This window comes from Acinetobacter pittii ATCC 19004 = CIP 70.29, assembly GCF_000369045.1.
Taxonomy (GTDB): domain Bacteria; phylum Pseudomonadota; class Gammaproteobacteria; order Pseudomonadales; family Moraxellaceae; genus Acinetobacter; species Acinetobacter pittii.
The window spans coordinates 444,641-469,293 of the sequence record NZ_KB849797.1; the positions used below are offsets into that span (position 1 = coordinate 444,641).

The following is a 24,653-nucleotide window of genomic DNA, read 5'->3' on the forward strand; positions in this document are numbered from 1 at the left end:
CAACGATTAAAAATGAAGCACCATAATGGAACAATAAGATGTCTTTTTCTAAAATTTATACACGGGGACTTTTAGGTTTACATGCACCTCTGATTGAAGTTGAGGTACATGTGAGTCAAGGCTTACCTTCTCTTACTATTGTCGGCCTAGCAGAGGCGGCGGTAAGAGAAAGTAAAGACCGAGTTCGCTCAGCCATTATTAATAGTGGATTTCAATTTCCAACAAAACGGCTGACCATTAATCTTGCACCAGCAGATTTGCCCAAAGATGGATCACGTCTAGATTTACCTATTGCTATAGGTATTTTAATTGCTTCTGGCCAGCTCCCAGAAAACTGTGCCGAAGATTTTGAATTAATTGGTGAATTAGCTTTAGATGGCCATGTAAGACCAGTGTCAGGTACTTTAACTTTGGCAATGGCGTGTCAACAGGCCAAGCATAAAATGCTTTTACCTCTCGATAACAGTCAGGATATTAGCCATTTACCAAATCTTGAATGTTATCCAGTGAGCCATTTAAAAGAAGTTTGTGATCATTTCTTGGGCATCAAATCGCTATCTTCGACTGAACCTGCAACGACCTCAAACCAAATGCCTTATAAATTTGATCTGGCAGATGTAAAAGGTCAGCTACGTCCACGTCGCGCACTAGAAATTGCCGCCGCAGGTGGGCACTCGCTGCTCTTTAAAGGACCACCAGGTACAGGTAAGACTTTACTCGCTTCACGTCTTCCTTCAATTTTGCCACCGCTTTCTAATCAGGAAACGCTTGAAGTCGCGAGTATTTATTCTATTTCAAATACACCGCATACCTTTGGTCAGCGTCCATTTCGCGCGCCCCACCATACAGCATCAGCGATTGCACTAGTTGGGGGCGGTTCACATCCTAAACCGGGTGAAATTACATTATCTCATTTAGGGGTTTTGTTTTTAGATGAACTCCCCGAGTTTGACAGAAAAGTTCTAGAGGTCTTACGTCAGCCGCTTGAGTCAAAAGAAATCATTATTTCACGTGCAGCTCGGCAAATTACTTATCCTGCAAACTTTCAGCTCATTGCAGCAATGAACCCTTGTCCATGTGGTTATGCGTTTAATCAAGACAGCCGTTGCCAATGTTCGCCAGAGAGTATCAAGCGCTATCAAAACCGTATATCAGGACCATTACTTGACCGTATCGATTTACATATTGATGTACCGCCTTTAAAAGCTCAAGAACTGCAAGATCCAACGCCTGCTGAAGACTCTACGGCTGTAAGACAGCGTGTGATTTATGCTTATAAACAACAAATGCAAAGACAAGATTGTTTAAATCAAGCACTTTCACCGAAACAACTTGAGCAATATGCTGTACTTGATAGTACTTCTCAACGAATGATTGAAATGGCTCAACAACGTTTGAATCTGTCGGCTCGTGCTTATCATCGTGTTTTACGGGTTGCTCGTACCATTGCCGATTTGGCGCAAAATGAGATGATCCAAAGTCCTCATCTTACAGAAGCGCTCTCTTATCGAGGCAATCATTCTTAAAATAAAAACAGCGGATTATGAGTCCGCTTTTTTAATATCTATAGAAGTTATTAATAAGAGAATTTATTACTCCCTATGTATTAATAGAAGTAAAGAGGATGCTATGAAAATTTTGGCTATCTCAGGTAGTGCAAGAAAAGAATCTACAAATACTGCTCTATTAAGAGCAATGAAGGATATAGCACCGTCCGACATTGAATTGACAGTTTTTGATCATATTAATAATCTGCCTGTCTTTTCTCCAGATAATGAAGGAGAAAAAACGCCTACTGTAGTGGAAGATTTCATCAAATCTGTTTCTGATGCAGATGGCATTATCATCTCAAGTCCAGAATATATCCGTTGTATTCCAGGTGGTCTCAAGAATGCAATTGATTGGATGGTTTCCCGTACCGAAATTATAGATATACCTATTGTCCTGGTTCATGCATCTAGCCGCGGCGACGACATGCTAGTTTCTTTAAGAAGAGTATTGTCGACTGTTAGTAGCAATTTCTTTGAAGATTTATTTTTAAGGATTTCTCTCATCGGCAAATCTCCTGAACAAATTAGCGAGATGCTACAAACCGAAAAATATAAGTCACAAATTACTCCCTTTCTGCTTACCTTTGTCTCAGAGATTCAAAAATGTAGAAATGAATTAGAGTGAACTTTCTTAAAATAAAAGAGCGGATTATGAGTTCACTGTTCTTTTATTAAGAATCCCATTTAGCTTCTCGATTAAAGCAGTGATTTCCTTTTCTGATAAAGCAGCAAAGCCAAAACGAACACAATGGTTAGAAGGCTCCCCCTGTTTAAACTTCTGCTCTGTATCAATGTTGAGTTCTTTTAGCTTTATGAGCTGATCTTGAGTAAATGCTTTCTGGAATTTCGCCCATAAGGCCATTCCACCTGCAGGTGGTTGTATCTGAACAGTCTCAGCAAAAACTCGATGGAACTCAGTTAAGGCATGGTCACGACGTAGTTGATATATTTTTTTCATTTTACGGATATGCCGCTTGATTTCCCCTCGCTGCATTAAATCTGCTAAAGCAAGTTCCGTAATGTTATTGCCTTGCCGATCAATCAATAGAATATCTTCTGTAATCGATTGAATGATTGTTGAGGACGCTACTATATATCCCAATCGGATGCCGGGTGCAAAGACCTTAGACAATGAGCCAATATGAATAACCAATTCAGAATGAGGCAAACTCGCTAAGGGTGGCATGGGCCGACTGTCATAGTGGAATTCGTGGTCATAATCATCTTCAATAATATAAAAGCCCCATTTTTTTGAAAGCTCCAAGAGTTGAAGACGACGATTCATTGGCATTGTGACAGTTGTAGGATATTGATGATGCGGAGTTGTATAAATGGCAGCTACAGAATGCTCTTGTAAAATCCGTTCTAAATCTTCAATGACAATACCTTGTTCATCTAATTTAACAGAAACCACTTGAAAGCCATTTGACTGAAATGCTTTAAAAGCAGATGGATAATATAATTCTTCAACAACGATAACTCCCTGCCGATTGGGTAATGCTCGAGAGGCAAGAAAAATTCCCATCTGGCTACCACGTACAATACAAATCTCATCTTCAGCAACATTCATAAAACGTTCCATTGACAACATTTGTTGTAAAGCCTGTCTTAGCTCAACCATCCCTCGTGGGTCACCATATCCCATGTACTGGTTTTGCATAATTTTAATCAGTGCATGCCGGTATGCCCGCGAAAATAGTTCGTAGGGAATAAGCCTCGGATCTGGCACACCATCGTTATTTGGGCGTTGAATCACTTCTTGAGTGATTGGTTTATCATTAACTGTTCGCTCAGATACTGGCTCTATTTGAAGCTGTTTTTCCGGCAAAACATCCGCCACAAATGTGCCTTTTCGGGGATGGGTCACAAGCCATCCTTGTGCCTCTAACTCTTCATAGACTGCTTGTACGGTTTTTCGATTAATTCCTAGTTCTTTTGACAAGCTACGAGACCCGGGCAGCATCGTACCCTGCACTAAACGGCCATATAAAATTTCCTGACTAATCAAGTTAGTCAGTTTTAGAAATACCGTTTTTTCTTCTCTTTCATCGATACGAAAATGTACTTGCCAAGGTCTTAGCATATTCGCCCCATCTGGACCATATAACTTATTAAAACTGGATGTATTGATTCATCCAGTTGTTTTCTATTCTGCCTTCACCTACTTAATTTGGTCAACTGGACTGGAGAAGAGATGAAGACTGCTGCTGTAAACAAACAAGACCTTATGCAACATGCACAGCAAGACATGCAAAAGTGGATTAGCGACTTAGATTTAACTGATCGTCAAAAGCTTGCACTCACTTGTCGTATTTTATTTGATCATGGGCATGATGCTGGTTTAGCAGGCCAAATTACCTGCCGTAGTGAAAATAAAGAATCCTTTATTACCCAACGTTTCGGTTTAGGTTTTGATGAAATTACTGCCTCAAATTTACTTGAGGTGAATCAAGATTTAGAACCTATCAATCAAGAAGGAATGGCAAACCCAGCCAATCGTTTTCACACATGGATTTATAGAGAACACCCAGAGGTGAATTGCATTATCCATACGCATCCGACTCATGTAGCGGCTCTATCGATGCTACAGGTTCCACTTATGATTTCCCAAATGGACGTTTGCGCACTTTACGAAGACTGCTCATTTGTAGGTCATTGGCCAGGTGTCCCTGTAGGTAATGAAGAAGGTATTTTGATTTCTTCTGCGCTTGGTAAAAACCGTGCTGTTTTGTTGTCTCATCATGGCCAACTGGTTACAGGAAAAACCATTGAAGAAGCCTGCAACTTGGCTCTTTTAATTGAACGAGCAGCTCAACTGCAACTGCTAGCCATGTCTGCCGGACAAATCCAGCCCATCCCCCATGCTTTAGCAAAAGAAGCTCATGACTGGGTTTCTACCGATAAACGCAACAAAGTGAACTTTGCCTACTACGCACGTAAAGCTTTGAAAAAACATTCTGGCTGTATTTAAAAAGAGATTTCCACCATGAAACTAAACGGCATTATTGGCTACCCTGTTACCCCATTTTCTGATGACAACACCATTAATCTTCCTGTTTTAAAACAGATGCTGGATTTGCTTATTGAAAACGGTTGCGACGCGATTGCGCCTTTAGGCAGTACAGGCGAAAGCGCTTATCTTGAATGGGATGAATGGTGCTTAGTCGCAAAAACTTCAATTGAAAGTATTAATAAACGCGTGCCTGTCATTATTGGAATTTCAGAACTCACGACTGATCAAGCCATTAAAAAAGCCCAAGTCGCGCAAAGCTATGGTGCAGATGCACTTATGGTGATTCCTATATCTTATTGGAAGCTAACAGACCAAGAGGTTTTTGAATATTATCAAGCAATTGCCAAAGAAACTACTCTACCAATTATGATTTATAACAACCCCGCGACTAGCGGTGTTGATATGTCTCCAGAGTTAATTGTGCGTATGTTTAATAGCATTGCAAATATTACGATGGTGAAAGAAAGTAGCGGTGATATTCAGCGCATGCATAAAATTTATGAGCTATCAAAAGGAGAACTCCCTTTTTATAACGGGTGTAACCCTCTAGCTTTAGAAGCTTTATGTGCGGGAGCAAGCGGTTGGTGTACAGCAGCACCGAACCTGTTAGGTCAGCGACCTCAACAGCTTATTGAACATGTGAAAAATGGTGAATTGGAACACGCCCAAAATTCATTTTATCAGCAACTTCCTCTACTACGCTTTATTGTAAATGGTGGTTTACCTAAAACGATTAAAGCTGGTTTACAACTAAAAGGTGTCTCTGCGGGCTTACCACGCAAGCCATTATCTAAAGCTACGGATATTGAGCTTAACCAGTTAAAACAGCTATTTTCTGAAATAGAAAACTAATAAAAAAGCGGGTTACTCACCCGCTTTTTTAAAACTCAAACTTAGAATGTTTTAGTTAAACTAAACACTAAACCTGTGTCATAAGGTTTTTTCTGAGCATCAGTCATACCAGAAGTACTAATGTCTGTACCAACAACATCTAGCTCAGCAACAATACCTAAAATGTTATAGTTGACGCCAACTTTATAATCGATATAGCTATCGTCTTCACCTGGCCCACCTGCAACTACAAGTAAAGAATCTTTGTTTTTGAGTTTGTTATAACCAACTGAAGCAAGTCCAGTAAATCCTGTATCTGCAATTGGTGCTGAATAACCAACGTTGAAATACCAGAACTCATCAGAGTGGCCCCAGTAATCATCTGAATAGCTTACGCCCACACTAAGTGCATCACCTTTAAACAAAGAGTCTGCAAACGTTAATTTTCCGTAAAATTCGGTGAAGTCGAAGCCAGTATCACCATTGTATGGGTTAGTAAATTTTGAGTCAGAACCAATATAGCCATAATGAATTACACCCACATCATACGTTGGTGCAAGCGTATCAGACAATTTTAATGTATTTGTATAACCTAAAGAGATATCGGTTTCAGTTGAAACGCCAGGTGTATTAAAGTCTACGCTTGACCCCCAAAGCGCAACATAAGCACCTGACTTATGAGAAAAGGTGAACCCACCTTGAATAGCTGGGTTATTTGACGATTGGGTAACACCACGGAAACGGTAGTCTGTGGTCGCTGCCACACTACCTGTTGCCGTGATTCCATAAAAAGATGGAGCATCTTCAGCCATAGCCATAGTTGACCCTGCTGCAAAGATACCAAGAGTTACTGCCTTAAGTGCAAATTTCATCATTTTGATCTCCCCCACAATGAACGCACGATTTATAGGAATTAAACAAATTGTGTTACTTGAGCTTTAGCAATTGCTGTGCCAAGTACGAATTTGCTATCAGTTCTCTTCATTAATTTTGAGATCAAACTCACTTTATTATAAAATTTCTGGGTAATTTTTATAAAAATATATCCATAAAAAACATAGCGATAAAATAAAATTCTTATGCGATAAAAAATACTAAACATACGAAAACCCCTTATCGGAAATTAATGAGCGAGGCGTGAAGTATTCATTTGTTGCACATAAATTTTCTATTTAATCTTAGAGGCGAGATATAAAAAGTATGTAAATTTCTGGAAGACAATGCTTGTAATGATCTGTGATTGCGCATTTCTACTCATTGGATTTGTTTATTTATTACTTGTTTAAAGTAGATGTACTATTTTGGGTCTTTTTTAAGCAATAATATGGATAAAAAGAGTAGTGCACAAAATACAAGCAATTTATTGCACTAAATTTGATCAATCTAAACATATTTTGTTATCCGCCTGTAGTGATCTATTTTTGTACATTCCATTTTTAAAATAACGTTATATAGTAACAATTTAAAGGGTATAAAAATAAAAGTGATGAAAAAAGAAACTTAAAACAAGATTAAAAAGTAAACATATCCAACAAAAAAGAGTAAAAAATGAACACAAGAATCAACTATTTTTTGAACTTTAAATACAAAATAAATGGTAAAAATCCACTAAAAATTAAATTACTTTTTTTATTTTAAACAATAGATTAAGTATAAAAGACGAATTATAAATTTATTAAACAACCCCTACCACATTAATCAAATCCTGCATAGCATATATAAAATAAAATGAACAAAAATATATCTTTTTTACAGATTACTTATACAATTGATGGAAATCCTAGGCCCTGAACAATAACAAGGCACAGGATTTATCGTTTTTATGAGGTTCTTTAAATATGCTAAAAGCACAAAAACTTACATTAGCAGTTCTCATTTCTGCGGCAATAATTTCCTCAGCTCAGGCAAGCGAGCAAAGTGAGGCAAAAGGATTTGTTGAAGATGCGAACGGTTCTATTCTCTTCCGTACAGGTTACATCAACCGTGACAAAAAACAGGGCGCAAAAGATACTAGCTCATTTGCTCAATCAGCAATTGTAAGTATTGATTCTGGCTTTACCCCTGGTATTATTGGTTTCGGTGTTGGCGCTGTGGGTGATGGTTCATTTAAGATCGGTGAAAATAAAAATGCCGGTAACCAAATGATCCCATTACATAATGATGGCTCCGCTTATGATCACTGGGCTCGTGGTGGTGGTAGCGTTAAAGCACGTTTCTCGAATACAACAGTACGTTACGGTACTCAAGTACTCGACCTACCTGTTCTTGCAAGTAATACTGGACGTATGGTTCCTGAATATTTTACAGGTACTTTATTAACTAGCCATGAAATCAAGAATCTTGAAGTTGTTGCTGGTAAATTTACTAAAAACCAAATGTCTGATCAAATCAATACCGATGCTGACGTAAATGGTAAGGGTCTTGATCGTGCAATTGTGTGGGGTGCTAAATACAAGTTTGATGATAATTTAAATGCATCTTACTATGGTTTAGACAGCAAGAATAAGCTTGATCGCCATTATGTAAATGTGAACTTTAAACAGCCATTGGCGAATGACAGTTCATTAACATATGATTTCAGCGGTTATCATACTAAGTTTGATGAAGGTGCTTTTACTTATTCTCAAACTACTGATGATCTATCTAATCGTCAAAATAACATTTGGGCTATCTCTACGGCTTATAATACGGGCCCACATAACATCATGGTTGCTTACCAACAAAACAGCGGTAATGTTGGTTATGACTATGGTCAAAATGCTGACGGCTTCCAAAGTATCTATTTGCCAAACTCTTACATGTCTGACTTCATCGGTAATGATGAAAAATCTGCACAAATCCAGTACAGTCTCGATTTTGGTAAATTAGGTGTATTACCTGGTCTAAACTGGACAACTGCATTTGTATATGGTTGGGACATCAAAGTTAAAAATGTAACTGATGATGCTCAAGAACGTGAGTTCTTTAACCAAGTGAAATACACAGTTCAAAGTGGTTTCGCTAAAGATGCAAGCCTCCGTATCCGTAACTCGTATTATCGTGCAAGCGACTCATACCAAGGTGCGTACATTGGTGATACCAATGAATGGCGTTTATTCCTTGATATTCCTGTGAAATTATTCTAATTCACAAATCTATTAAGCATAAAAAAACCTACGTCTGGTAACAGATGTAGGTTTTTTATTAAGCTCAAAATATCAATTGAGACATTCTGAGCTTATAAATTAAAGCTTATTTAGCAGCTTCAATTGCTTTTAATACTTCGGCTTTAGCAACATCAGCACCTTCCCAACCACTGATTTTTACCCACTTACCTGGTTCTAAATCTTTATAGTGACTGAAGAAATGCTCAACTTGGCTAATCAATAACGGAGGAAGATCTGTATATTCCTTCACGTCTTTATAAAGTGGAGATAATTTTTCGTGTGGAACAGCGATTAATTTCGCATCAATACCACCGTCATCTTCCATATTTAATTTGCCCACTGGACGGCAACGAATGACTGAACCAGCAGCAACAGGATGAGGAGTTACAACAAGTACGTCTAATGGGTCGCCATCTTCAGACAAAGTATTTGGAACATAACCATAGTTCGCTGGATAGAACATTGCTGTACCCATGAAACGGTCTACGAACAATGCATCAGAATCTTTATCGATTTCATATTTAATTGGTGCTGCATTTGCAGGAATTTCAATAATGACATAGATGTCATTTGGCGCATCTTTACCTGCTGGGATATTGCTGTAACTCATATCAATACTCTTTCGTTATGAAGTCAGATGTAAAATCCACTCGATTATAGCGTGGATATCATCAAAATGATGCCGATTATACAATGGGCACACGCGAAAGTTGATATGAATGATGACAGAATGACACTCAAGTCAGTTTAATCGTGACCACAAGTAAGAAGATTGGACACAATATAGATAAGAACCAAACAATCGAGCGCAAAGTTGCCCAATTACTTAAATAGCAAATACCATAAATAACTCTTAAAATAATATATGCCCAACCTAATCTCAGAATAAAATATTCCGGAACAACCATATATTCAGCCATTAAAATAGCAGTTAAGAATAAAGGTAGGCTTTCAAAGCTATTTTGTTGTACGGCATTAGCGCGAGCAGCAAGGCCTGTTGTTTTAGCCAAAAAAGCTCTTGGGTTTTGATTATCGACGGGCTGAAAACCACCTGTAAATTTTGCAATTACGGTAAATGCGTATGGCAGCAAACATGCCACTAAAATAATATAGATAATGCCGCTGATGCCCTGCATAGTGCCATCCATCACTGAAAATACTGTTGATCATGCTATCATAACATTGCGTTTTTACCTGAAATTTTATGCAATCACTTGTCATCACTGATTAATAGGGCCATGTATGCAACAACCTGATCAAAAAGAATTGTTTGAAGTCTTAGAGAAGCAAAAACAAAATCAACTTCAGGTAGACCGTATATTAAAAATCGTATTTCCTATTGTCGCTTTTTTATTGAGTGTGATTTGTGCAAATCTAAATTGGCAATCGACACTGGGCACCTTTATTATTTTAACAATTACTTTTATTGCAGTCGGTATTAAACGGCTTCCTTTATGGCATTGGTTAATTGTGATTACCCTATATTGCCTAGCAGATAATTATTTAAGTTATGGTCAGCTCGATTTAACTCATTTGCGTTTGCAATTGGGCACAATGCTAGTTTTTGTTGGGATGGTAGGAATTGGTCGTCCTTACATAGACCGCTGGTTTATGAAGAGCCACAACAAAATGTAAAAACAAAAAAAGCGCCCTAAGGCGCTTTTTTATTAACTTTTTAGGCTGGCTTACGTAAGTCTTTACGTAAGATTTTGCCTACGTTTGATTTAGGTAATTCATCCATAAACTCAACATAACGAGGGCGTTTATAACCTGTTAAGTTTTCTTTAGCAAAGTTCAAAATTTCTTCGGTCGTTAAGCTTTGGTCTTTTTTCACGATAAAGAGTTTTGGCACTTCACCTGATTTTTCATCAGGAACACCAATTGCTGCAACTTCCAATACTTTTGGATGTTTAGCAATAACTTCTTCGATTTCGCTTGGATAAACGTTAAAGCCAGAAACCAAAATCATATCTTTTTTACGGTCTACAATTTTAGTATATCCACGGCTATCCATAACACCGATATCACCCGTACGGAAGAAACCGTCTGCAGTCATGACTTTCGCAGTCTCATCAGGACGCTTCCAATAGCCTTTCATGACTTGAGGACCACGAATAGAGATTTCACCTTGCTCACCTAAGGCAACTTCTTTGCCGTCATCATCTAAAATAGCAACTTCTGTTAAAGGTAATGGAATACCAATTGTGCCGCTAAATTCAGTAGATGCAGGAGGGTTTGCAGTCGCTACCGGAGAAGTCTCAGACAAACCATAACCTTCAATAATGGTTGTACCAGTAATTTTCTTCCACGCTTCTGCTGTAGAAGGTAGAACTGCCATACCACCGCCCATCGCCATTTTTAGATTGCTATGGTCAAGTTGTTTAAATTCTTCATTGTTTACTAAAGCATTAAATAATGTATTTACTGCCGGGAAGAATGATGGCTGATATTTACGTAATTCATTAATTACCGCTGGTAAATCACGTGGGTTTGGAATCAAGATATTTGCCTGACCTTTATACATACCGTACATCGCGCAAACCATGAACGCAAAAATATGATAAAGCGGTAATGCGCAAACAATACGGTCGCCTTTAGCACCATCATTTGCACCAAATTTACTTTGGAAGATACCATCACACTGTAAAAGGTTGGCAACCAAATTAAGATGTGTTAATTCCGCACCTTTTGAAACACCTGTAGTACCACCCGTATATTGAAGCACGGCAGTATCACTTAAAGTTAAATTTGGACGCTTATAATTACTCGGACTTACTTTATTTAATGCTGTATTAAATTTAACGTACCCTGGAATATTCCAAGCAGGAATTTGCTTACGTACTTTACGTAATACAAAATTTACTAATGTACCTTTAAGCGTACCAAGCATATCTCCTACTGTCGCAACTACAACATGCTTCACAGGAGTTTTACCTAAAATGCTTTGGTAAACACTGGCAAAGTTTTCGATAATCACGAGTACTTCTGAACCCGAGTCATTTAATTGATGCTCAAGCTCACGCGCAGTATAAAGTGGGTTTACATTCACTAATACTAAGCCTGCACGTAACACAGCTAATGCAACTACAGGATATTGCAATACGTTTGGCATCATCACTGCCACACGAGTTCCCTTTGCTAACCCCAAATTTTGCAAATAGGTCGCGAACTTACGGCTTGCAAGTTCCAACTCGTTAAATGACATCGCTTTATCCATAAAGATAAAGGCATCACGAGAACCAAATTTTTGGAAATTACTCTCAAAAATATCAACAAGAGAGGTATTTTCCGCAGGCAATGCTACTGTTTCTGGAATCCCTGTTTTTTGGTATTCTGCAAACCAAATCTTTTCCATAATGCCATTATCTCCGATTCGTAATCCTTAGTAATAACTGTTATTCAATGCCCCAGCTATTCTTTAGCTTCTTGGTGCCAGAACATATTTAAAACTTATTGGCACATTCATGACACTTTCGAACAAGATTATGAGACAGAAGTTTTGACAATTTGACCCTGTCAAATTTTTTGCATGGAGTACAAATTGCGTACTCCAAATTGCTGTCCTTTTAATCATTATCCAATACCAATAAGTTCAGTTCATTGCTTGAACTTATTGCCATATATAGCGTATTTATGTTGCCCGACGCTAGCTTTATCTCTGAATCAACAGTTTATTTGCTTTTTGATATCCACGTGGTAAGAGGTGCCCTTTTGAAGCTCGTTTACCCATGTATTTCTGTAGATCATCACCTTTTAATTTTAGATGTTGTTGACCTGCAACCACCTGAATTATTTCATCTAAGTTCAGGGTTGTCATGGATAAAATCTGCTCTTTCGCTTCAAGTTGTATCAACTTATTACCTTTACCCTTATTTAAATTTGGCAGTTCTGACAAATCAATAATCAGGAGTCGACCTGCTGAGCTGAGTACAGCCAAATGTGTCATGTTTTGGGCAGATATTAACGGTAGCGCTTTTGACTTTTCAGGTACCGACAAGAAGCTTTTTCCTGCCTTAGCATTAGTATCTAACTGTTTGACTTGAGTTTTAAAACCATAACCTGATGAGCTAGCAGCAATAAGTTCTGACTCCTCATCATCTAAATAGACCTGAATAAACGCGACTCCACTTGCAGGAGCAAGCTTCGAACTTAATGGCTCACCTAAGCCTCTTGCTGATGGCAGACTGCTAATAGGCAAGGCATAACTACGCCCTGTCTCATCAAGGAAATAAATTCGTTGATTGGTTTTACCCACCGCATGACTTAAATATTGGTCACCAGCACGATAGTTTAAATTCTCTGCATCAACATCTGCACCTTTTGCAGCACGAATCCATCCCGCTTCAGATAAAACCACTGTTACTGCTTCAGCCGGCATTAAATCTTGTTCTCTAATTTGAACAGCTTCAGCACGTGCAACAATTGGAGAACGGCGTTCGTCACCAAACTTTTTCGCGTCTTCTTTTAATTCGCCAATAATCAGGTTTTTTAAAGATTCTGGGTTTTCTAATTGCTCACGAATAATCGCTGCTTTTGCTGAGAGCTCATCCTGTTCTTGACGGATTTCCATCTCTTCAAGTTTTGCTAAATGGCGTAACTTGAGTTCTAAAATTGCTTCTGCTTGTATCTCATCAATTTTGAAATGGTCCATCAATACAGGTTTAGGCTGATCTTCTTCACGAATAATACGGATAACCGTATCAATATCGAGATAAGCAATTAAAAGGCCTGCCAAAATATGCAGGCGTTTTTCAATTCGGTTTAAATGATATTCCAAACGGCGAGTAACCGTTTTTTTACGGATCTCAATCCACTCAAGCAAGATACGTCGAATCGACTTAACCTGAGGACGACCATCCTCACCAATCATGTTTAAATTAACGCGGTAGCTTGATTCTAAATCGGTAGTAGCAAATAAGTGGCTCATCACCGCTTCAGCATCAATACGGTTAGAACGAAGTACAATCACGAGTCGTGTTGGGTTTTCATGATCCGACTCGTCACGCACATCCACCACTAATGGTAGCTTTTTGGCCTGCATTTGGTCGGCAATTTGAGTGATCACCTTAGAACCCGATACTTGATACGGCAATTCGGTAATCACGATTTCATTTTTTTCGATGGTATAAACCGCTCGCATGCGGTAACTACCACGTCCAGTCGTCTGGATTTTGAGTAATTCTTCAGGCGGAGTAATAATTTCAGCTTTGGTTGGTAAATCTGGCGCTGGAATATATTCAGCCAATTTCTCGTCTGATGTTTGCGGATTACGAATTAAGGCAATTGTTCCTTTAATCACTTCACGCAAATTATGTGGCGGAATATCAGTCGCCATACCAACCGCAATACCAGTTGTACCATTCAGCAGAATATTAGGAACTCGTGCTGGCAAAGTAATCGGTTCTTTTAATGAACCATCAAAGTTATCTTGCCATTCACTCGTGCCTTGTCCTAACTCACTTAGTAATAACTCACTGTAGGCAGAAAGTTTTGCCTCGGTATAACGCATCGCAGCAAACGATTTAGGATCATCTGGTGAACCCCAGTTCCCTTGACCTTCAATCAAAGGATAGCGATAACTAAACGGCTGAGCCATCAACACCATGGCTTCATAACATGCCGAATCACCATGCGGATGATATTTACCTAGTACGTCACCTACAGTACGGGCCGATTTTTTTGGCTTACCACTGCTTTTTAAGCCCAACTCGCTCATGGCGTAGACAATACGGCGCTGTACAGGTTTTAAGCCATCACTGATATGTGGCAATGCACGGTCCATAATGACGTACATGGCATAATTCAGGTAAGCCTGTTCAGTAAATTCGGCTACAGAGCGGTTTTCTGTCGCTTGATGCGCAAGGCTGGTCATAGTCAGCTTATCTTCCAAATCAGTCGTTATTTTAAGTGAGTCTTATGCTAAGTGGGCTATGTTACAGACACAAGAGGGACTCTGTCACCTGAGCGTCAAATTATGTCTCATCTCTCTATATTTTTAGTTACTTGCTATAAAGTTAGGCAAAACTAGAGGCCTATCGACTCTAGTCTTTTACCTTGGGTTTCTTCACCTAATATTAAAATTACAGCTGCAACCAAAAGTAAAACAATAGTAAACATCATAAAAACATGGCTAAACCCATTTTTGGAAACCATCATATGAGTGACGACTATCGGCGCCAAAATTCCACCTAAACGGCCCATTGCCGATGCCCAGCCCGAACCAAAAGCCCGAATGTTGGCTGGATATTGCTCTGGTGTATAGGTATATAACACTCCCCATGCACCCAAATTAAAGAAGGACATGAGACAACCCCAAAACATAATGCTATTTACACTATCGGCTTGTCCAAAGAAATATGCAGACAACGCACAAAAACCGATAAATGCAGCGAGCGTAATTTTTCTACCTAATCGCTCTACAAACCATGCCGCTGCCAAGTAGCCTGGTAGCTGCGCCAAAATCATAAGCAAAACATATTCAAAAGATTTAACGATGTCATAGCCCTGTTTCACTAATAAACTTGGCAGCCACGTAAATATACCGTAGTAGGAATACACAATTCCAAACCAGATGAGCCAAAGCATTAAGCTTCTGCGAGCGAATTGACCACTCCAAAGTTGTTTAAAAGAGACTTTTTGTCGCATGGCTACAGGCACGACTTCAATGTGGTGAACAATTTGAACGCCTGCTTGAGCTTCTAATTTTTGAACCAATGCATGTGCTTCTTCAACACGTCCACGGTTAATCAGATAAGGTATCGATTCAGGGAGTTTTTTCCAAATGACTAAAATATAAATCAGTGGGAGGCCACCCATAAGAAATGCAATGTGCCAACCAAATTTAGGAATAATAAAATAAGAAATGAGTGCAGCAACTAACCAGCCCAAACCCCAAAAACTTTCGAGTAGGACGATAAAACGACCACGTACATGGGCAGGTATATATTCACTCACCAATGTCACTGCAACGGGTAACTGTCCACCAAGCCCAAGACCAACAATAAAACGGAAAATTAATAACCACTTCAAATCTGGAGCAAAAGCACATAAGGCAGTCGCAATACTATAGATGGCCATGGTAACTGCAAATATTGTCTTTCGGCCAAAGCGGTCTGCTAAAGCTCCTGAGCAAACAGCTCCAATAGCCATCCCTACAAAACCAATACTCACAATCCAACCGCTTTCTGCTGGCGTTAATGCCCAGTCTTTAACAAGCGTTGTCATGATAAAAGCAATGATACCGGTGTCCATCGCATCAAACATCCAACCTAAACCAACCACCCACAGTAATGTGTAGTGAAATTTGCCAATTGGAAGATTTTGTATACGTGAAACCAGATCCATAGGAAAAACTCTACTGGAAAAAATAAGTGAGCAAGACAATATATTTAATTGTTATATCATGCTCACATCGAATTCTGCATGATTAATGTTCGTCAGTTGAAGAAGCCGATTCTGCATCATCATCTTTATAAATAAATTTAGGCATTTCTAAGCCAAAATAGATTGCAATCAGACGTAAGGTAAAGCCAAAAATTAAAGTTGAAATAACGGTTAACTCTAGGCTTAATCCTAAATCCTGACAAACCCAGTAACAGATGACTGCCACAAAAGAGATACTCGCATAGAGTTCACGGCGGAAAACGAACGGGACATCGTTACATAAAATATCACGTAAAATACCACCAGATACTCCAGTCAACACTCCAGCTACTGCTGAGACGACAAAACCATGTCCCATTTGTAAGGCAATCTGGCAACCAATGATCGTAAAACCAATCAAGCCTAAAGCATCGAGCACCAAAAAGATGTTATGTAAATGACGCATCCATTTGGCAATAATAATCGTGACAAATGCAGCACAGCAGGTCAGAACTAAGTATTCAGGATGTTTTACCCAAGTTAAAGGATAGTGACCAAGCAATACATCTCGCACCGAACCACCACCTAAAGCAGTCACACAGGCAATCAGTACGACACCGAACCAGTCCATACTCCGTCGACCAGCAGATAATGCTCCTGTCATGGCTTCCGCAGTAATCGCAATAATATAAATAACGGTGAGTAACATCGCCCTTTCCCTCAGGCCAAACAGTGGGCGTATTTTAAGATAAACTTACAGAAATTGTGCACAGCATTGCTTAAATTTTTTTCCTGAACCACATATACAAGGTTGTTTCATGGTGACCTGCATATCGACCGTTGGGTCGAGGAAAAACCATTTTTGCTGGTGATAAACAAAATGTGAAACCTCGTGGTGAATTTGAGCTTTTTGCCCATCATGATAATGAGCCTTGAACTCAACCTGTGCATGAGTTTTATCTAATTTTTCGTTGGCGTTAACCACCTCTAAACCCAACCATTGATTTTGTTTGCTCCACTCTGCGATAGCATCTTTATCAAGAGCTGTTTGCTGACCTAAAGCAGTCGTTTGCACAATATAATCAATTTGCTGTAATGCAAAAGCGCTATAACGTGAACGCATAAGCTGCTCTGCCGTTAGTGCTTTGGCTGTGCCTAAATGTAAAGGCTCACAACATTCTATATAGCGGCCTTTTCCACATGGACAAGTTTGTTGGGTCATTTGGTGTGTCTCAAATAAAAAAATAGCTCAGAGTTGAGCTATTTTATGATGTTTCTAGACTTAAAACGTCATTTAATCTTTTGATTCATCTTGTTCGATAGAAACAATATGAACTTTCTCAATTTTATGACCTTCCATCGTAATCACTTCAAAGCGATAACCGTCTGCCTCAACAGCTTCACCATTTTCCGGTAAACGGCCTAAATGGAATAACAAGTAGCCCGATAAAGTTGAATACTGTTCACTTTCGTCAACGAGATCACGACCTAATAAAAGTGATACATGGCGAATATCAGTTGAACCTTCAAGCATTAATGAACCATCTGCCAAGCTTTCAGCAGCAGCGTCTAACTCATCTTCATCAGGGAATTCGCCAGCAATTGCTTCTAAAATATCAATTGGTGTTGCAATACCTTCGATTGAACCATATTCATTTAATACGATCGCCATTTGTAAAGGTGCTTGGCGTAATTGCTCCATCACCATAAGTACTTGAGCATTTTCATGCACAATCACAGGTTCACGTAGATGCTTTTGGAAATCAATTACACCTGTCTCAATAAAGTTATTTAAAACTTTATGCGTAAGCGCAATACCCTCAATATTATCAAGTTCACCGCGTGCAACGATCAAACGAGAATGTGTCATCGACATTAAACGTTCTTTTAAAACTTCAGGTTCATCGTCTAAGTCAATCCACTCAAGTTCAGGACGTGGAGTCATAACAGATTTTACAGGACGCTCTGATAAACCAAGCACACCTTGTACAAGCACACTGTGATAAGCACCATTTTCTTCGTCAAAAACTTCATCAGCAAAAGCTTGTGTCGCTAATACATCTTCTTTATCAGAAGATTGAGTATCTGAAGAACTACTATTTTTACTGCCTAACATACGTAAAACCGCAGAGGCAGTGCGATAACGTAAGTCTGTAGTGGTAACTAGCTTTTCCTGATTGCGACGCATGCTCTGATTGATAACTTCTACCAAAACCGAGAAGCCAATTGCAGCATATAAATAGCCCTTCGGAATATGGAAACCAAAGCCTTCCACCACCAAAGAGAAACCGATCATCATCAAGAAGCCAAGACACAGAATGACAACTGTTGGATGTTTATTGACGAAGTCCATGAGTGGTTTTGATGCCCACAACATGATTCCGACAGCAATCACAACCGCAACCATCATGACTGACAGCTCTTTCACCATACCTACAGCTGTAATCACACTGTCTAACGAGAATACAGCATCAAGCACAACAATCTGGACAATGACCATCCAGAATGCAGCATGAACCGGATTATCTTCTTTATGAAGTTGTTTTCCTTCCATCCGTTCATGCAATTCCATGGTGCCTTTAAATAATAAGAACACACCACCGAATAACAAAATCAAATCACGACCAGAGAATGGATGATCAAAAATATGGAAGAGTGGTTCAGTCAGCGTCACGACCCAAGCAATCGAGGCCAAGAGTACAAGGCGCATTCCTAACGCGAGCACCAAACCAACTATACGTGCTTTAGCTCGTTGCTCTGGCGGCAATTTCTCAGCCAAAATCGCGATAAAAACGAGGTTATCGATCCCCAATACAATTTCAAGAACGATTAAAGTTGCTAAACCCACCCAAGCAGAGGGATCAGACATCCATTCAAAGATCATTGATCCTGCTCCTGTGTTGTTTGGATTTTATCTTTATTTGGCAACACAACAGGCGCGCCTATACAAAGGGGGGAAAATGTTTTTTTAAGACAAGAAATTAAAACGGAGCGACTACAACCACTACCCATATTTGTTCATATGTTGTTAAACGAATTTTTAGTATAGGCAAGATTTAACATAAATTCATCATTTTTATTTGTACATAACCAGCATTCACCAAACCCATACAAAACATGAATCTTTCTTATAAATCTGCTTATAAAGTTGTCATATCTTTTGCTTACTGTAGACAAGAAATATGAACGTGATAAGGTAAAAATAAAACAATGAATAGCGTATTAACAATGGCAGTAAATGATTCACCAATAACAGCTGTAAAAACAAAACAACCTCTTATTGCATTATATTGTGGTTCACGTGCAGGAAATAACCCAATCTACCGAGAAAAAGCAATTGAACTCGCTCATGGAATCGCTGAACAAGGCTTTGGATTAGTCTATGGCGGTGCTAGTATCGGTTTAATGGGACAAGTCGCTGAGAGCGTTCTCGCAAACGGCGGAGAAGCTGTCGGTGTGATCCCTGAATTTATGCTTGATTATGAAGTCGCACATGCAGGCCTAACTGAATTACATGTCGTAGAAACCATGCATGAACGTAAAGCCATGATGGCAGAGCGCGCAAGTGCATTTATTGCGTTGCCGGGTGGTTTAGGAACATTTGAAGAAATATTGGAAATAGCCACTTGGGGCCAACTCAACCAACATCAAAAGCCAATGATTTTATATAACGTAAATGGCTTTTATAACGCACTTATTGCCCAATTAGACCATGCAGTTCAAGAAGGTTTCCTTCCCCTTCAGCACCGAGCTAAATTAATTGTATGTGATGATGTTGATCAAATTTATAACGTCATTAAAAACTTAAAAATGCCAAAAAGATTTGTTGTCTAGTTGTCCCCCTACTCTACTTAAAAAAGCGGTTCTGCCGCTTTTTTTGTTTTAACTATTTTCACCTCTATCTTCAAAAGAACTTAGATTTAGTAAAGGGGTATTCAACATTGGCTTACTTCTTTTAAATTCAATTTGTTTTACACTAGACTAAAACGTTAATTTTCAAATGTTATGAATGCCACGCCGACTCACCAAGCTTTGCAACCCGAATATCGACTACTCGTTCTTTTGGTTTCTATTGGCTTTTTTATGCAGGCCTTGGACACAACCATTGTAAATACTGCTATTCCTGCGATGGCTCATCATCTCAATGAAGATCCTTTACGCATGCACAGTGTAGTGGTGGCCTATGTATTATCGGTTGCTGCCTGTATTCCTCTAAGTGGATGGTTAGCAGACCGCTTTGGTGTTAGAAATATTTTCTTGTCGGCAATCGTAATTTTTACTCTGGCTTCTTTAGGTTGTGGTCTTTCTCAGAGTCTCAATCAGCTGTTATTTTTCCGAGTTATCCAAGGCATAGGCGGCGCCTTACTACTTCCTGTTGGCCGACTATCACTTTTAAAAATTATTCCTCGAACTCAGTTCCTAGCTGCAATGAGCTTAATGAGTCTTGCAGGTTTACTCGGGCCTTTGGCGGGCCCAACTTTAGGTGGCTGGTTAGTTGAAGTTGCAACTTGGCATTGGATTTTTCTCATCAATATTCCTATGGGTATCCTAGGTATATTAATGACCTTAAAAGTCATGCCGAATGTAAAAGAACCCTCGGTCAAAACATTTGATTTGGGTGGCTTCATCTTATTAGTCGTGGCCATGATTGGATGGTCCTTAGGGATCGAACATCTAGCCTCACCTGAATATTCAAAATGGTTTAGTATTTCGCTATTAGTCGTCGGAATAATCGCAACACTATGGTATGCCTACCATTCACATACTCATCAAAATGCATTATTTCGTAGCCGACTCTTTAGAAACAAAATTTATGCGATTGGTATTTTAGGTAATTTCTTTGCTCGCTTTGGTGGTAATGCTTTGCCTTTTGTTTTACCACTCATGCTACAAGTTGCTTTTGGTTTTGAACCCTTTATTGCAGGTCTAATGATGATTCCCTTGGTCTTGGGCTCATTATTTTCGAAGCCAATTGTCAGGCCTATTATTCAAAAAATTGGCTATCGACGTTTTTTACTCATCAACACAACATTAGTTGGGCTGTGTATTGCCTCTTTTGCAATCATGACCGTCGATACTCCAACTTGGTTTAGAGCCTTACACTTTTTCTTATTTGGCACATTAAATTCACTGCAATTTGTTGGCATGAATACATTAACCTTGAAAGACTTGCCTCAACAAGATGCGAGTAGCGGTAATAGTTTCTTGTCGATGATCATGATGCTATCAATGAGTATTGGTGTTGCACTAGCAGGTACCCTCATTAATATTTTTACTCATTATTATGGTGCAGACCACGTGACAACAGCATTCCATGTCACTTTAATTTGCCTCGGTTGTATCAATGTCATTACTGCATTTATTTTCTGGCAAATTCCAAAGGATACGTCTGTATAAGCGGTTGCATTTTTAGCATGGTTTCTCGCTCGCGAATCACGCTATGATGTCGACTTCAAATTTTAACGAGTTTTGAATGAGCAAACTGGCTAAAACTTTTTTCACATCACGGCACAATACCCTAATCGGAATTGGCTTAGCTTGTGTTATGGGAGTCTTAGCTTATTTTTGTCTGTTCTATCAACAAAAAGCAGTTGCGCAGGATTATCCGGTGCAAGGGTTCGATGTTTCTCATCATCAAGGTGATATTAACTGGAAAAAAATATCACCGGAAAAATTCCAATTCGTCTATTTAAAAGCGACTGAAGGCGGCGATTACAAAGATTCAAAATTTCAGGAAAACTGGCTCAAAGCACGTGAACATGGGTTTCATGTAGGTGCTTATCATTTTTATCGTCTATGCCGTGATGGTAAAACGCAAGCGGATAACTTTATTGCGACTGTACCCAACAAAGCCGATGCCCTTCCTCCTGTTATCGATCTAGAATATGACGGTAACTGTATTAATGCGCACACCAAAGAACAATTACTTAAAGAAATAGGCATCATGCATGACCGCTTAAAACAGCACTATGGCAAACAGCCCATCTTTTATATTTCCAAAACTTTTTACCACATTGTATTAATAGGAAGTTTTCCTAATACACCGCTTTGGGTTAGAGATTACGAAGGAAAACCTGAGCTGAAAGACAAAAGAAAATGGCTCTTTTGGCAACATAGTAATCAAGGTAAAATTGAAGGCATGACAAAACCAGTAGACTTAAATGTTTATGAGGGTTCAGTCAAAGAATGGCATCAATTTTTACAGCAGCAAGGCATCGTGAAAGCACAATAATATGCGCAAAATCATTCATATCGATATGGATGCCTTCTATGCATCGGTCGAATTGCGAGAGCGTCCTGATCTAAAGCATCTTCCCGTCGTTATTTCTTCACATCATCCGCGAGCTGTGATTGCGGCTGCCTCCTACCGTGCCCGTGAATTTGGTTTGCGTTCTGCCATGTCGATGAGTCAGGCAAGAAAACTATGTCCTCAAGTTGTCATTATTGAACCAAATTTTGAAAAATACCGTACGGTTTCCGCTCAAATTCACTCGATCTTTCAGCAATATACGCTACTTATTGAGCCTTTATCTTTAGATGAAGCTTATTTAGATGTCACTGAAAACCTAAAACAGATTGCGAGTGCAACTGAAGTTGCCATGCATATTCGGGAAGATATTTTTAGATTAACCGGATTGACCGCTTCAGCAGGTGTAGCACCAAATAAGTTTTTGGCAAAAATTGCTTCCGACTGGAACAAACCTAATGGCTTATGTGTAATCAAACCTTCGCAAGTTGCTACTTTTATTCAAGACCTTCCGCTTAAAAAGATTCCAGGCGTGGGTAAAGTCACTCAGGAAAAATTGCAGCAGCTTCAGCTACATACGCTGGGTGATTTACAGAAAATTGAAGAAGCTATTTTGGTTCACCACTTCGGTAAATATGGACAACAACTCTATCTATATGCTCAGGGCATTGACCATAGACCTGTTCAAGCTGAAAGAGCTCGCCAACAAATTTCGAAAGAGACAACTTTTGACAGTGATTTTACTTTGGCTCAATGTCAGCCCTATTGGCAGGGATTAGCTGAAAAAGTCTGGCAAACACTAGAGAAAAAACAGCTCAATGCACGTGGTGTCAATATTAAGCTTAAACTTAAGAATTTTCAGACTTTACAACATAGTAAAAGCTTTAAAAGACCGATCCAGTCGCTACAGGACTTAGTCCAAGTTTTATTTTTATTATTAAATGAAATGCAGATTCCCGAACATTTCCAGTTTCGCTTGATTGGTATAGGCGTTTATCAGTTACAGACCCAAGCTGATGACTTCCAGCTTAACCTCTGGTAATTGACTACTTTTCACTCAAAAGAGCAACTTTTAAACAAAATAGACTCCCTTTTACTGAAACTTTAGAGTAACCTAATCCACGCATATTCATTACCCATGTATTTGCAACATGCCAAAGCAACCTTTACTTTCGGCATATCGTCCTGTGATTGGCGTGACGACCAAATCCGAATATTGCAGGGCTCTTCTGATACATGGCTTAGTTATTCCTTCCTCACAATAATCTACTGAAATTCTTTTCTACTCGCTTGCACCGACCTAGCAACTCTTCATAAAATCAAAACTATTAAATAAAACCACTTTAGAGCATTTTTATGACGGTAAAGCGTTTACACGTTACTTCACGCTACTGCGAGGTTGCGATTTCAGGTAATTTGGTACACCTAGCTGGGCAACTCGCAGATGATACAAGCGCAGATGTCACAGGGCAGACTCAACAAACTTTAGATAATATTGACCGTCTATTGGCAGAAGCTGGAACAGATAAAACCCATATTCTTTCTGTCATGATTTTTTTAAAAGATATTGAAAAAGATTATGCAGCAATGAATGCGGTTTGGGATGCATGGATTAGCGAAGGGAACCCACCAGCACGTACATGTGTAGAATCAAAACTCTATGCACCAGATGTACTTGTAGAAATGACGGTTGTTGCGGTACTTCCATAATTTTTATAATTATAAATTCATGTAAAATTGAGCAATATCTTGGGTAATATTGCTCAATTTTTTAGTAATTTTAAAATTTTGAATTTCAGCATCTTATTCCAATCTTCTTAAATGAGCTCTCAGATCAATTCCGCTAAAGTCGAATTTTTAAGGCTTCACAAAAGCATTTGATATTCTTTCTAGCTGGGGTGTCGCATGCAAAGTTGCTAACTCTGATTCAGGACTCAATAAGTCTCTTCTTAAGTCATGATAATCAGGCACACTGCTATAATGAAGCACACGATAGCCAGCCAATTGTAATAGGCGACGCTCATATTGTTGATGCGCTCGGCGTAAACCGTTTTCCCCTAGAACAACAACTACAACTACCTGATAATTTTGATCAAGCACAACAAAATCAGCTGACATATTTTGATATTTACGACGTGTATGCGCGTATTTTGTAGTTAAAAGTGCATCAAAAGATACATGCGCTAATACGGTAAATTTGGGCAAAACAGTTTGTAGTCTGGTTAAGGTCATTTGCTCATGGCTAGTTAACACTGCACGGCGCTTTAAAGCACTATCATGTTGATGCCTTCGTGACAGACTTTTCACTGCCATAACAACAACCAGAAATAATAATAAGATCGTGATTAAATAATACATGGGCCTAATCCTTTAAGTTTTTTATAATGATTTTGCTAGATCACACTTTGTTTTAATTGATAACGACACAGCCGTTTTTTAAAAGGTTCACTTAGTAATTTCACTTGTAGTTATCAAGCTTGGCTTAAATTTAGCCACCCTCACAT

General features: G+C 39.0%; 24 protein-coding genes. 11 read left to right on the plus strand and 13 right to left on the minus strand.

Annotation, left to right across the window (positions count from 1 at the left end; translation table 11 throughout):
- Nucleotides 1-38: 38 nt before the first annotated feature.
- Together yifB and yieF are read left to right on the plus strand one after the other, a co-directional pair.
- Entirely contained in the window at nt 39-1,526 is a 1,488-nt protein-coding gene (gene yifB, locus F928_RS20740; RefSeq protein WP_005079484.1) for a YifB family Mg chelatase-like AAA ATPase, read from the plus strand.
- Nucleotides 1,527-1,629: 103 nt separating this feature from the next.
- Nucleotides 1,630-2,175, plus strand: a complete 546-nt coding sequence (gene yieF, locus F928_RS20745; protein ID WP_005065691.1) for an NADPH-dependent FMN reductase — start codon at nt 1,630-1,632, stop codon at nt 2,173-2,175.
- Nucleotides 2,176-2,199: 24 nt separating this feature from the next.
- Here yieF and mocR read toward each other — a convergent pair whose 3' ends face one another.
- On the minus strand, nt 2,200-3,633 hold the full coding sequence (gene mocR / locus F928_RS20750; RefSeq protein ID WP_005079485.1) for a MocR-like pyridoxine biosynthesis transcription factor PdxR: 1,434 nt from the start codon (nt 3,631-3,633) through the stop codon (nt 2,200-2,202).
- Between the two features lie 111 nt (nt 3,634-3,744).
- Here mocR and F928_RS20755 point away from each other — a divergent pair, with 111 nt between their 5' ends.
- Nucleotides 3,745-4,521 carry an aldolase gene (locus F928_RS20755; protein WP_005079488.1) on the plus strand — a complete coding sequence of 259 codons (777 nt, stop codon included), beginning with the start codon at nt 3,745-3,747 and terminating at the stop codon, nt 4,519-4,521.
- 15 nt (nt 4,522-4,536) lie between these two features.
- A complete protein-coding gene (locus tag F928_RS20760) occupies nt 4,537-5,415 on the plus strand; it encodes a dihydrodipicolinate synthase family protein (protein WP_002121240.1) in 879 nt (292 codons plus the stop codon).
- 41 nt (nt 5,416-5,456) lie between these two features.
- Here F928_RS20760 and F928_RS20765 read toward each other — a convergent pair whose 3' ends face one another.
- Both F928_RS20765 and F928_RS20770 read right to left on the minus strand, forming a co-directional pair.
- Nucleotides 5,457-6,269, minus strand: a complete 813-nt coding sequence (locus F928_RS20765) for a TorF family putative porin (protein WP_002121202.1) — start codon at nt 6,267-6,269, stop codon at nt 5,457-5,459.
- A gap of 38 nt (nt 6,270-6,307) precedes the next feature.
- Entirely contained in the window at nt 6,308-6,496 is a 189-nt protein-coding gene (locus F928_RS20770; protein ID WP_002121272.1) for a hypothetical protein, read from the minus strand.
- A gap of 736 nt (nt 6,497-7,232) precedes the next feature.
- Between F928_RS20770 and oprD the strand changes: the two genes are divergently transcribed.
- Nucleotides 7,233-8,519, plus strand: coding sequence for an OprD family outer membrane porin (gene oprD, locus F928_RS20775; RefSeq protein WP_002121245.1), 1,287 nt, complete (start codon nt 7,233-7,235; stop codon nt 8,517-8,519).
- 106 nt (nt 8,520-8,625) lie between these two features.
- Here oprD and ppa read toward each other — a convergent pair whose 3' ends face one another.
- Entirely contained in the window at nt 8,626-9,150 is a 525-nt protein-coding gene (gene ppa / locus F928_RS20780) for an inorganic diphosphatase (protein ID WP_002121243.1), read from the minus strand.
- A gap of 127 nt (nt 9,151-9,277) precedes the next feature.
- A complete protein-coding gene (locus F928_RS20785) occupies nt 9,278-9,676 on the minus strand; it encodes an MAPEG family protein (RefSeq protein ID WP_002121258.1) in 399 nt (132 codons plus the stop codon).
- A 106-nt stretch (nt 9,677-9,782) separates the two neighbouring features.
- On the opposite strand from F928_RS20785, the gene F928_RS20790 reads away from it, so the two are divergent.
- Nucleotides 9,783-10,175: a hypothetical protein gene (locus tag F928_RS20790; protein ID WP_002121260.1), complete on the plus strand. Its 393-nt coding sequence runs from the start codon at nt 9,783-9,785 to the stop codon at nt 10,173-10,175.
- Between the two features lie 40 nt (nt 10,176-10,215).
- Here the strand turns inward: F928_RS20790 and fadD are convergent, their stop codons facing one another.
- The 6 genes from fadD to yoaE all read right to left on the minus strand — a co-directional run bounded on the left by fadD (nt 10,216) and on the right by yoaE (nt 18,786).
- The gene (gene fadD, locus F928_RS20795) at nt 10,216-11,895 is read right to left on the minus strand and encodes a long-chain-fatty-acid--CoA ligase (protein ID WP_002121274.1); all 1,680 of its coding nucleotides are present in this window, start codon (nt 11,893-11,895) and stop codon (nt 10,216-10,218) included.
- A gap of 297 nt (nt 11,896-12,192) precedes the next feature.
- Complete coding sequence (parC, locus tag F928_RS20800; RefSeq protein WP_005079495.1) at nt 12,193-14,412, minus strand: DNA topoisomerase IV subunit A; 2,220 nt, start codon at nt 14,410-14,412, stop codon at nt 12,193-12,195.
- Between the two features lie 152 nt (nt 14,413-14,564).
- Nucleotides 14,565-15,884: a niacin transporter NiaP gene (locus F928_RS20805; RefSeq protein WP_002121171.1), complete on the minus strand. Its 1,320-nt coding sequence runs from the start codon at nt 15,882-15,884 to the stop codon at nt 14,565-14,567.
- Nucleotides 15,885-15,966: 82 nt separating this feature from the next.
- Nucleotides 15,967-16,611, minus strand: coding sequence for a trimeric intracellular cation channel family protein (locus F928_RS20810; RefSeq protein WP_002121256.1), 645 nt, complete (start codon nt 16,609-16,611; stop codon nt 15,967-15,969).
- A gap of 45 nt (nt 16,612-16,656) precedes the next feature.
- Nucleotides 16,657-17,124 carry a YchJ family protein gene (locus F928_RS20815; RefSeq protein WP_005065674.1) on the minus strand — a complete coding sequence of 156 codons (468 nt, stop codon included), beginning with the start codon at nt 17,122-17,124 and terminating at the stop codon, nt 16,657-16,659.
- A gap of 72 nt (nt 17,125-17,196) precedes the next feature.
- Nucleotides 17,197-18,786: a TerC family protein gene (yoaE, locus tag F928_RS20820; protein ID WP_002121643.1), complete on the minus strand. Its 1,590-nt coding sequence runs from the start codon at nt 18,784-18,786 to the stop codon at nt 17,197-17,199.
- A gap of 326 nt (nt 18,787-19,112) precedes the next feature.
- Between yoaE and F928_RS20825 the strand changes: the two genes are divergently transcribed.
- From F928_RS20825 to dinB, 4 genes are all read left to right on the plus strand, one after another.
- Nucleotides 19,113-19,736, plus strand: a complete 624-nt coding sequence (locus F928_RS20825) for an LOG family protein (protein ID WP_002062375.1) — start codon at nt 19,113-19,115, stop codon at nt 19,734-19,736.
- Nucleotides 19,737-19,907: 171 nt separating this feature from the next.
- Entirely contained in the window at nt 19,908-21,299 is a 1,392-nt protein-coding gene (gene mdtD / locus F928_RS20830; RefSeq protein ID WP_005079499.1) for a multidrug transporter subunit MdtD, read from the plus strand.
- A gap of 76 nt (nt 21,300-21,375) precedes the next feature.
- Nucleotides 21,376-22,134 carry a glycoside hydrolase family 25 protein gene (yegX, locus tag F928_RS20835; protein ID WP_005079500.1) on the plus strand — a complete coding sequence of 253 codons (759 nt, stop codon included), beginning with the start codon at nt 21,376-21,378 and terminating at the stop codon, nt 22,132-22,134.
- Between the two features lies 1 nt (nt 22,135).
- Nucleotides 22,136-23,191 (plus strand): DNA polymerase IV, encoded by a 1,056-nt coding sequence (gene dinB, locus F928_RS20840; protein WP_005079502.1) that lies wholly within the window; start codon nt 22,136-22,138, stop codon nt 23,189-23,191.
- A gap of 4 nt (nt 23,192-23,195) precedes the next feature.
- Here dinB and F928_RS22285 read toward each other — a convergent pair whose 3' ends face one another.
- Nucleotides 23,196-23,312 carry a hypothetical protein gene (locus tag F928_RS22285; RefSeq protein WP_002121660.1) on the minus strand — a complete coding sequence of 39 codons (117 nt, stop codon included), beginning with the start codon at nt 23,310-23,312 and terminating at the stop codon, nt 23,196-23,198.
- A 193-nt stretch (nt 23,313-23,505) separates the two neighbouring features.
- On the opposite strand from F928_RS22285, the gene F928_RS20845 reads away from it, so the two are divergent.
- A complete protein-coding gene (locus tag F928_RS20845) occupies nt 23,506-23,859 on the plus strand; it encodes a RidA family protein (protein ID WP_002121652.1) in 354 nt (117 codons plus the stop codon).
- Between the two features lie 147 nt (nt 23,860-24,006).
- Here F928_RS20845 and F928_RS20850 read toward each other — a convergent pair whose 3' ends face one another.
- Nucleotides 24,007-24,507 carry a DUF2726 domain-containing protein gene (locus F928_RS20850; protein ID WP_005079504.1) on the minus strand — a complete coding sequence of 167 codons (501 nt, stop codon included), beginning with the start codon at nt 24,505-24,507 and terminating at the stop codon, nt 24,007-24,009.
- Nucleotides 24,508-24,653 lie beyond the last annotated feature (146 nt).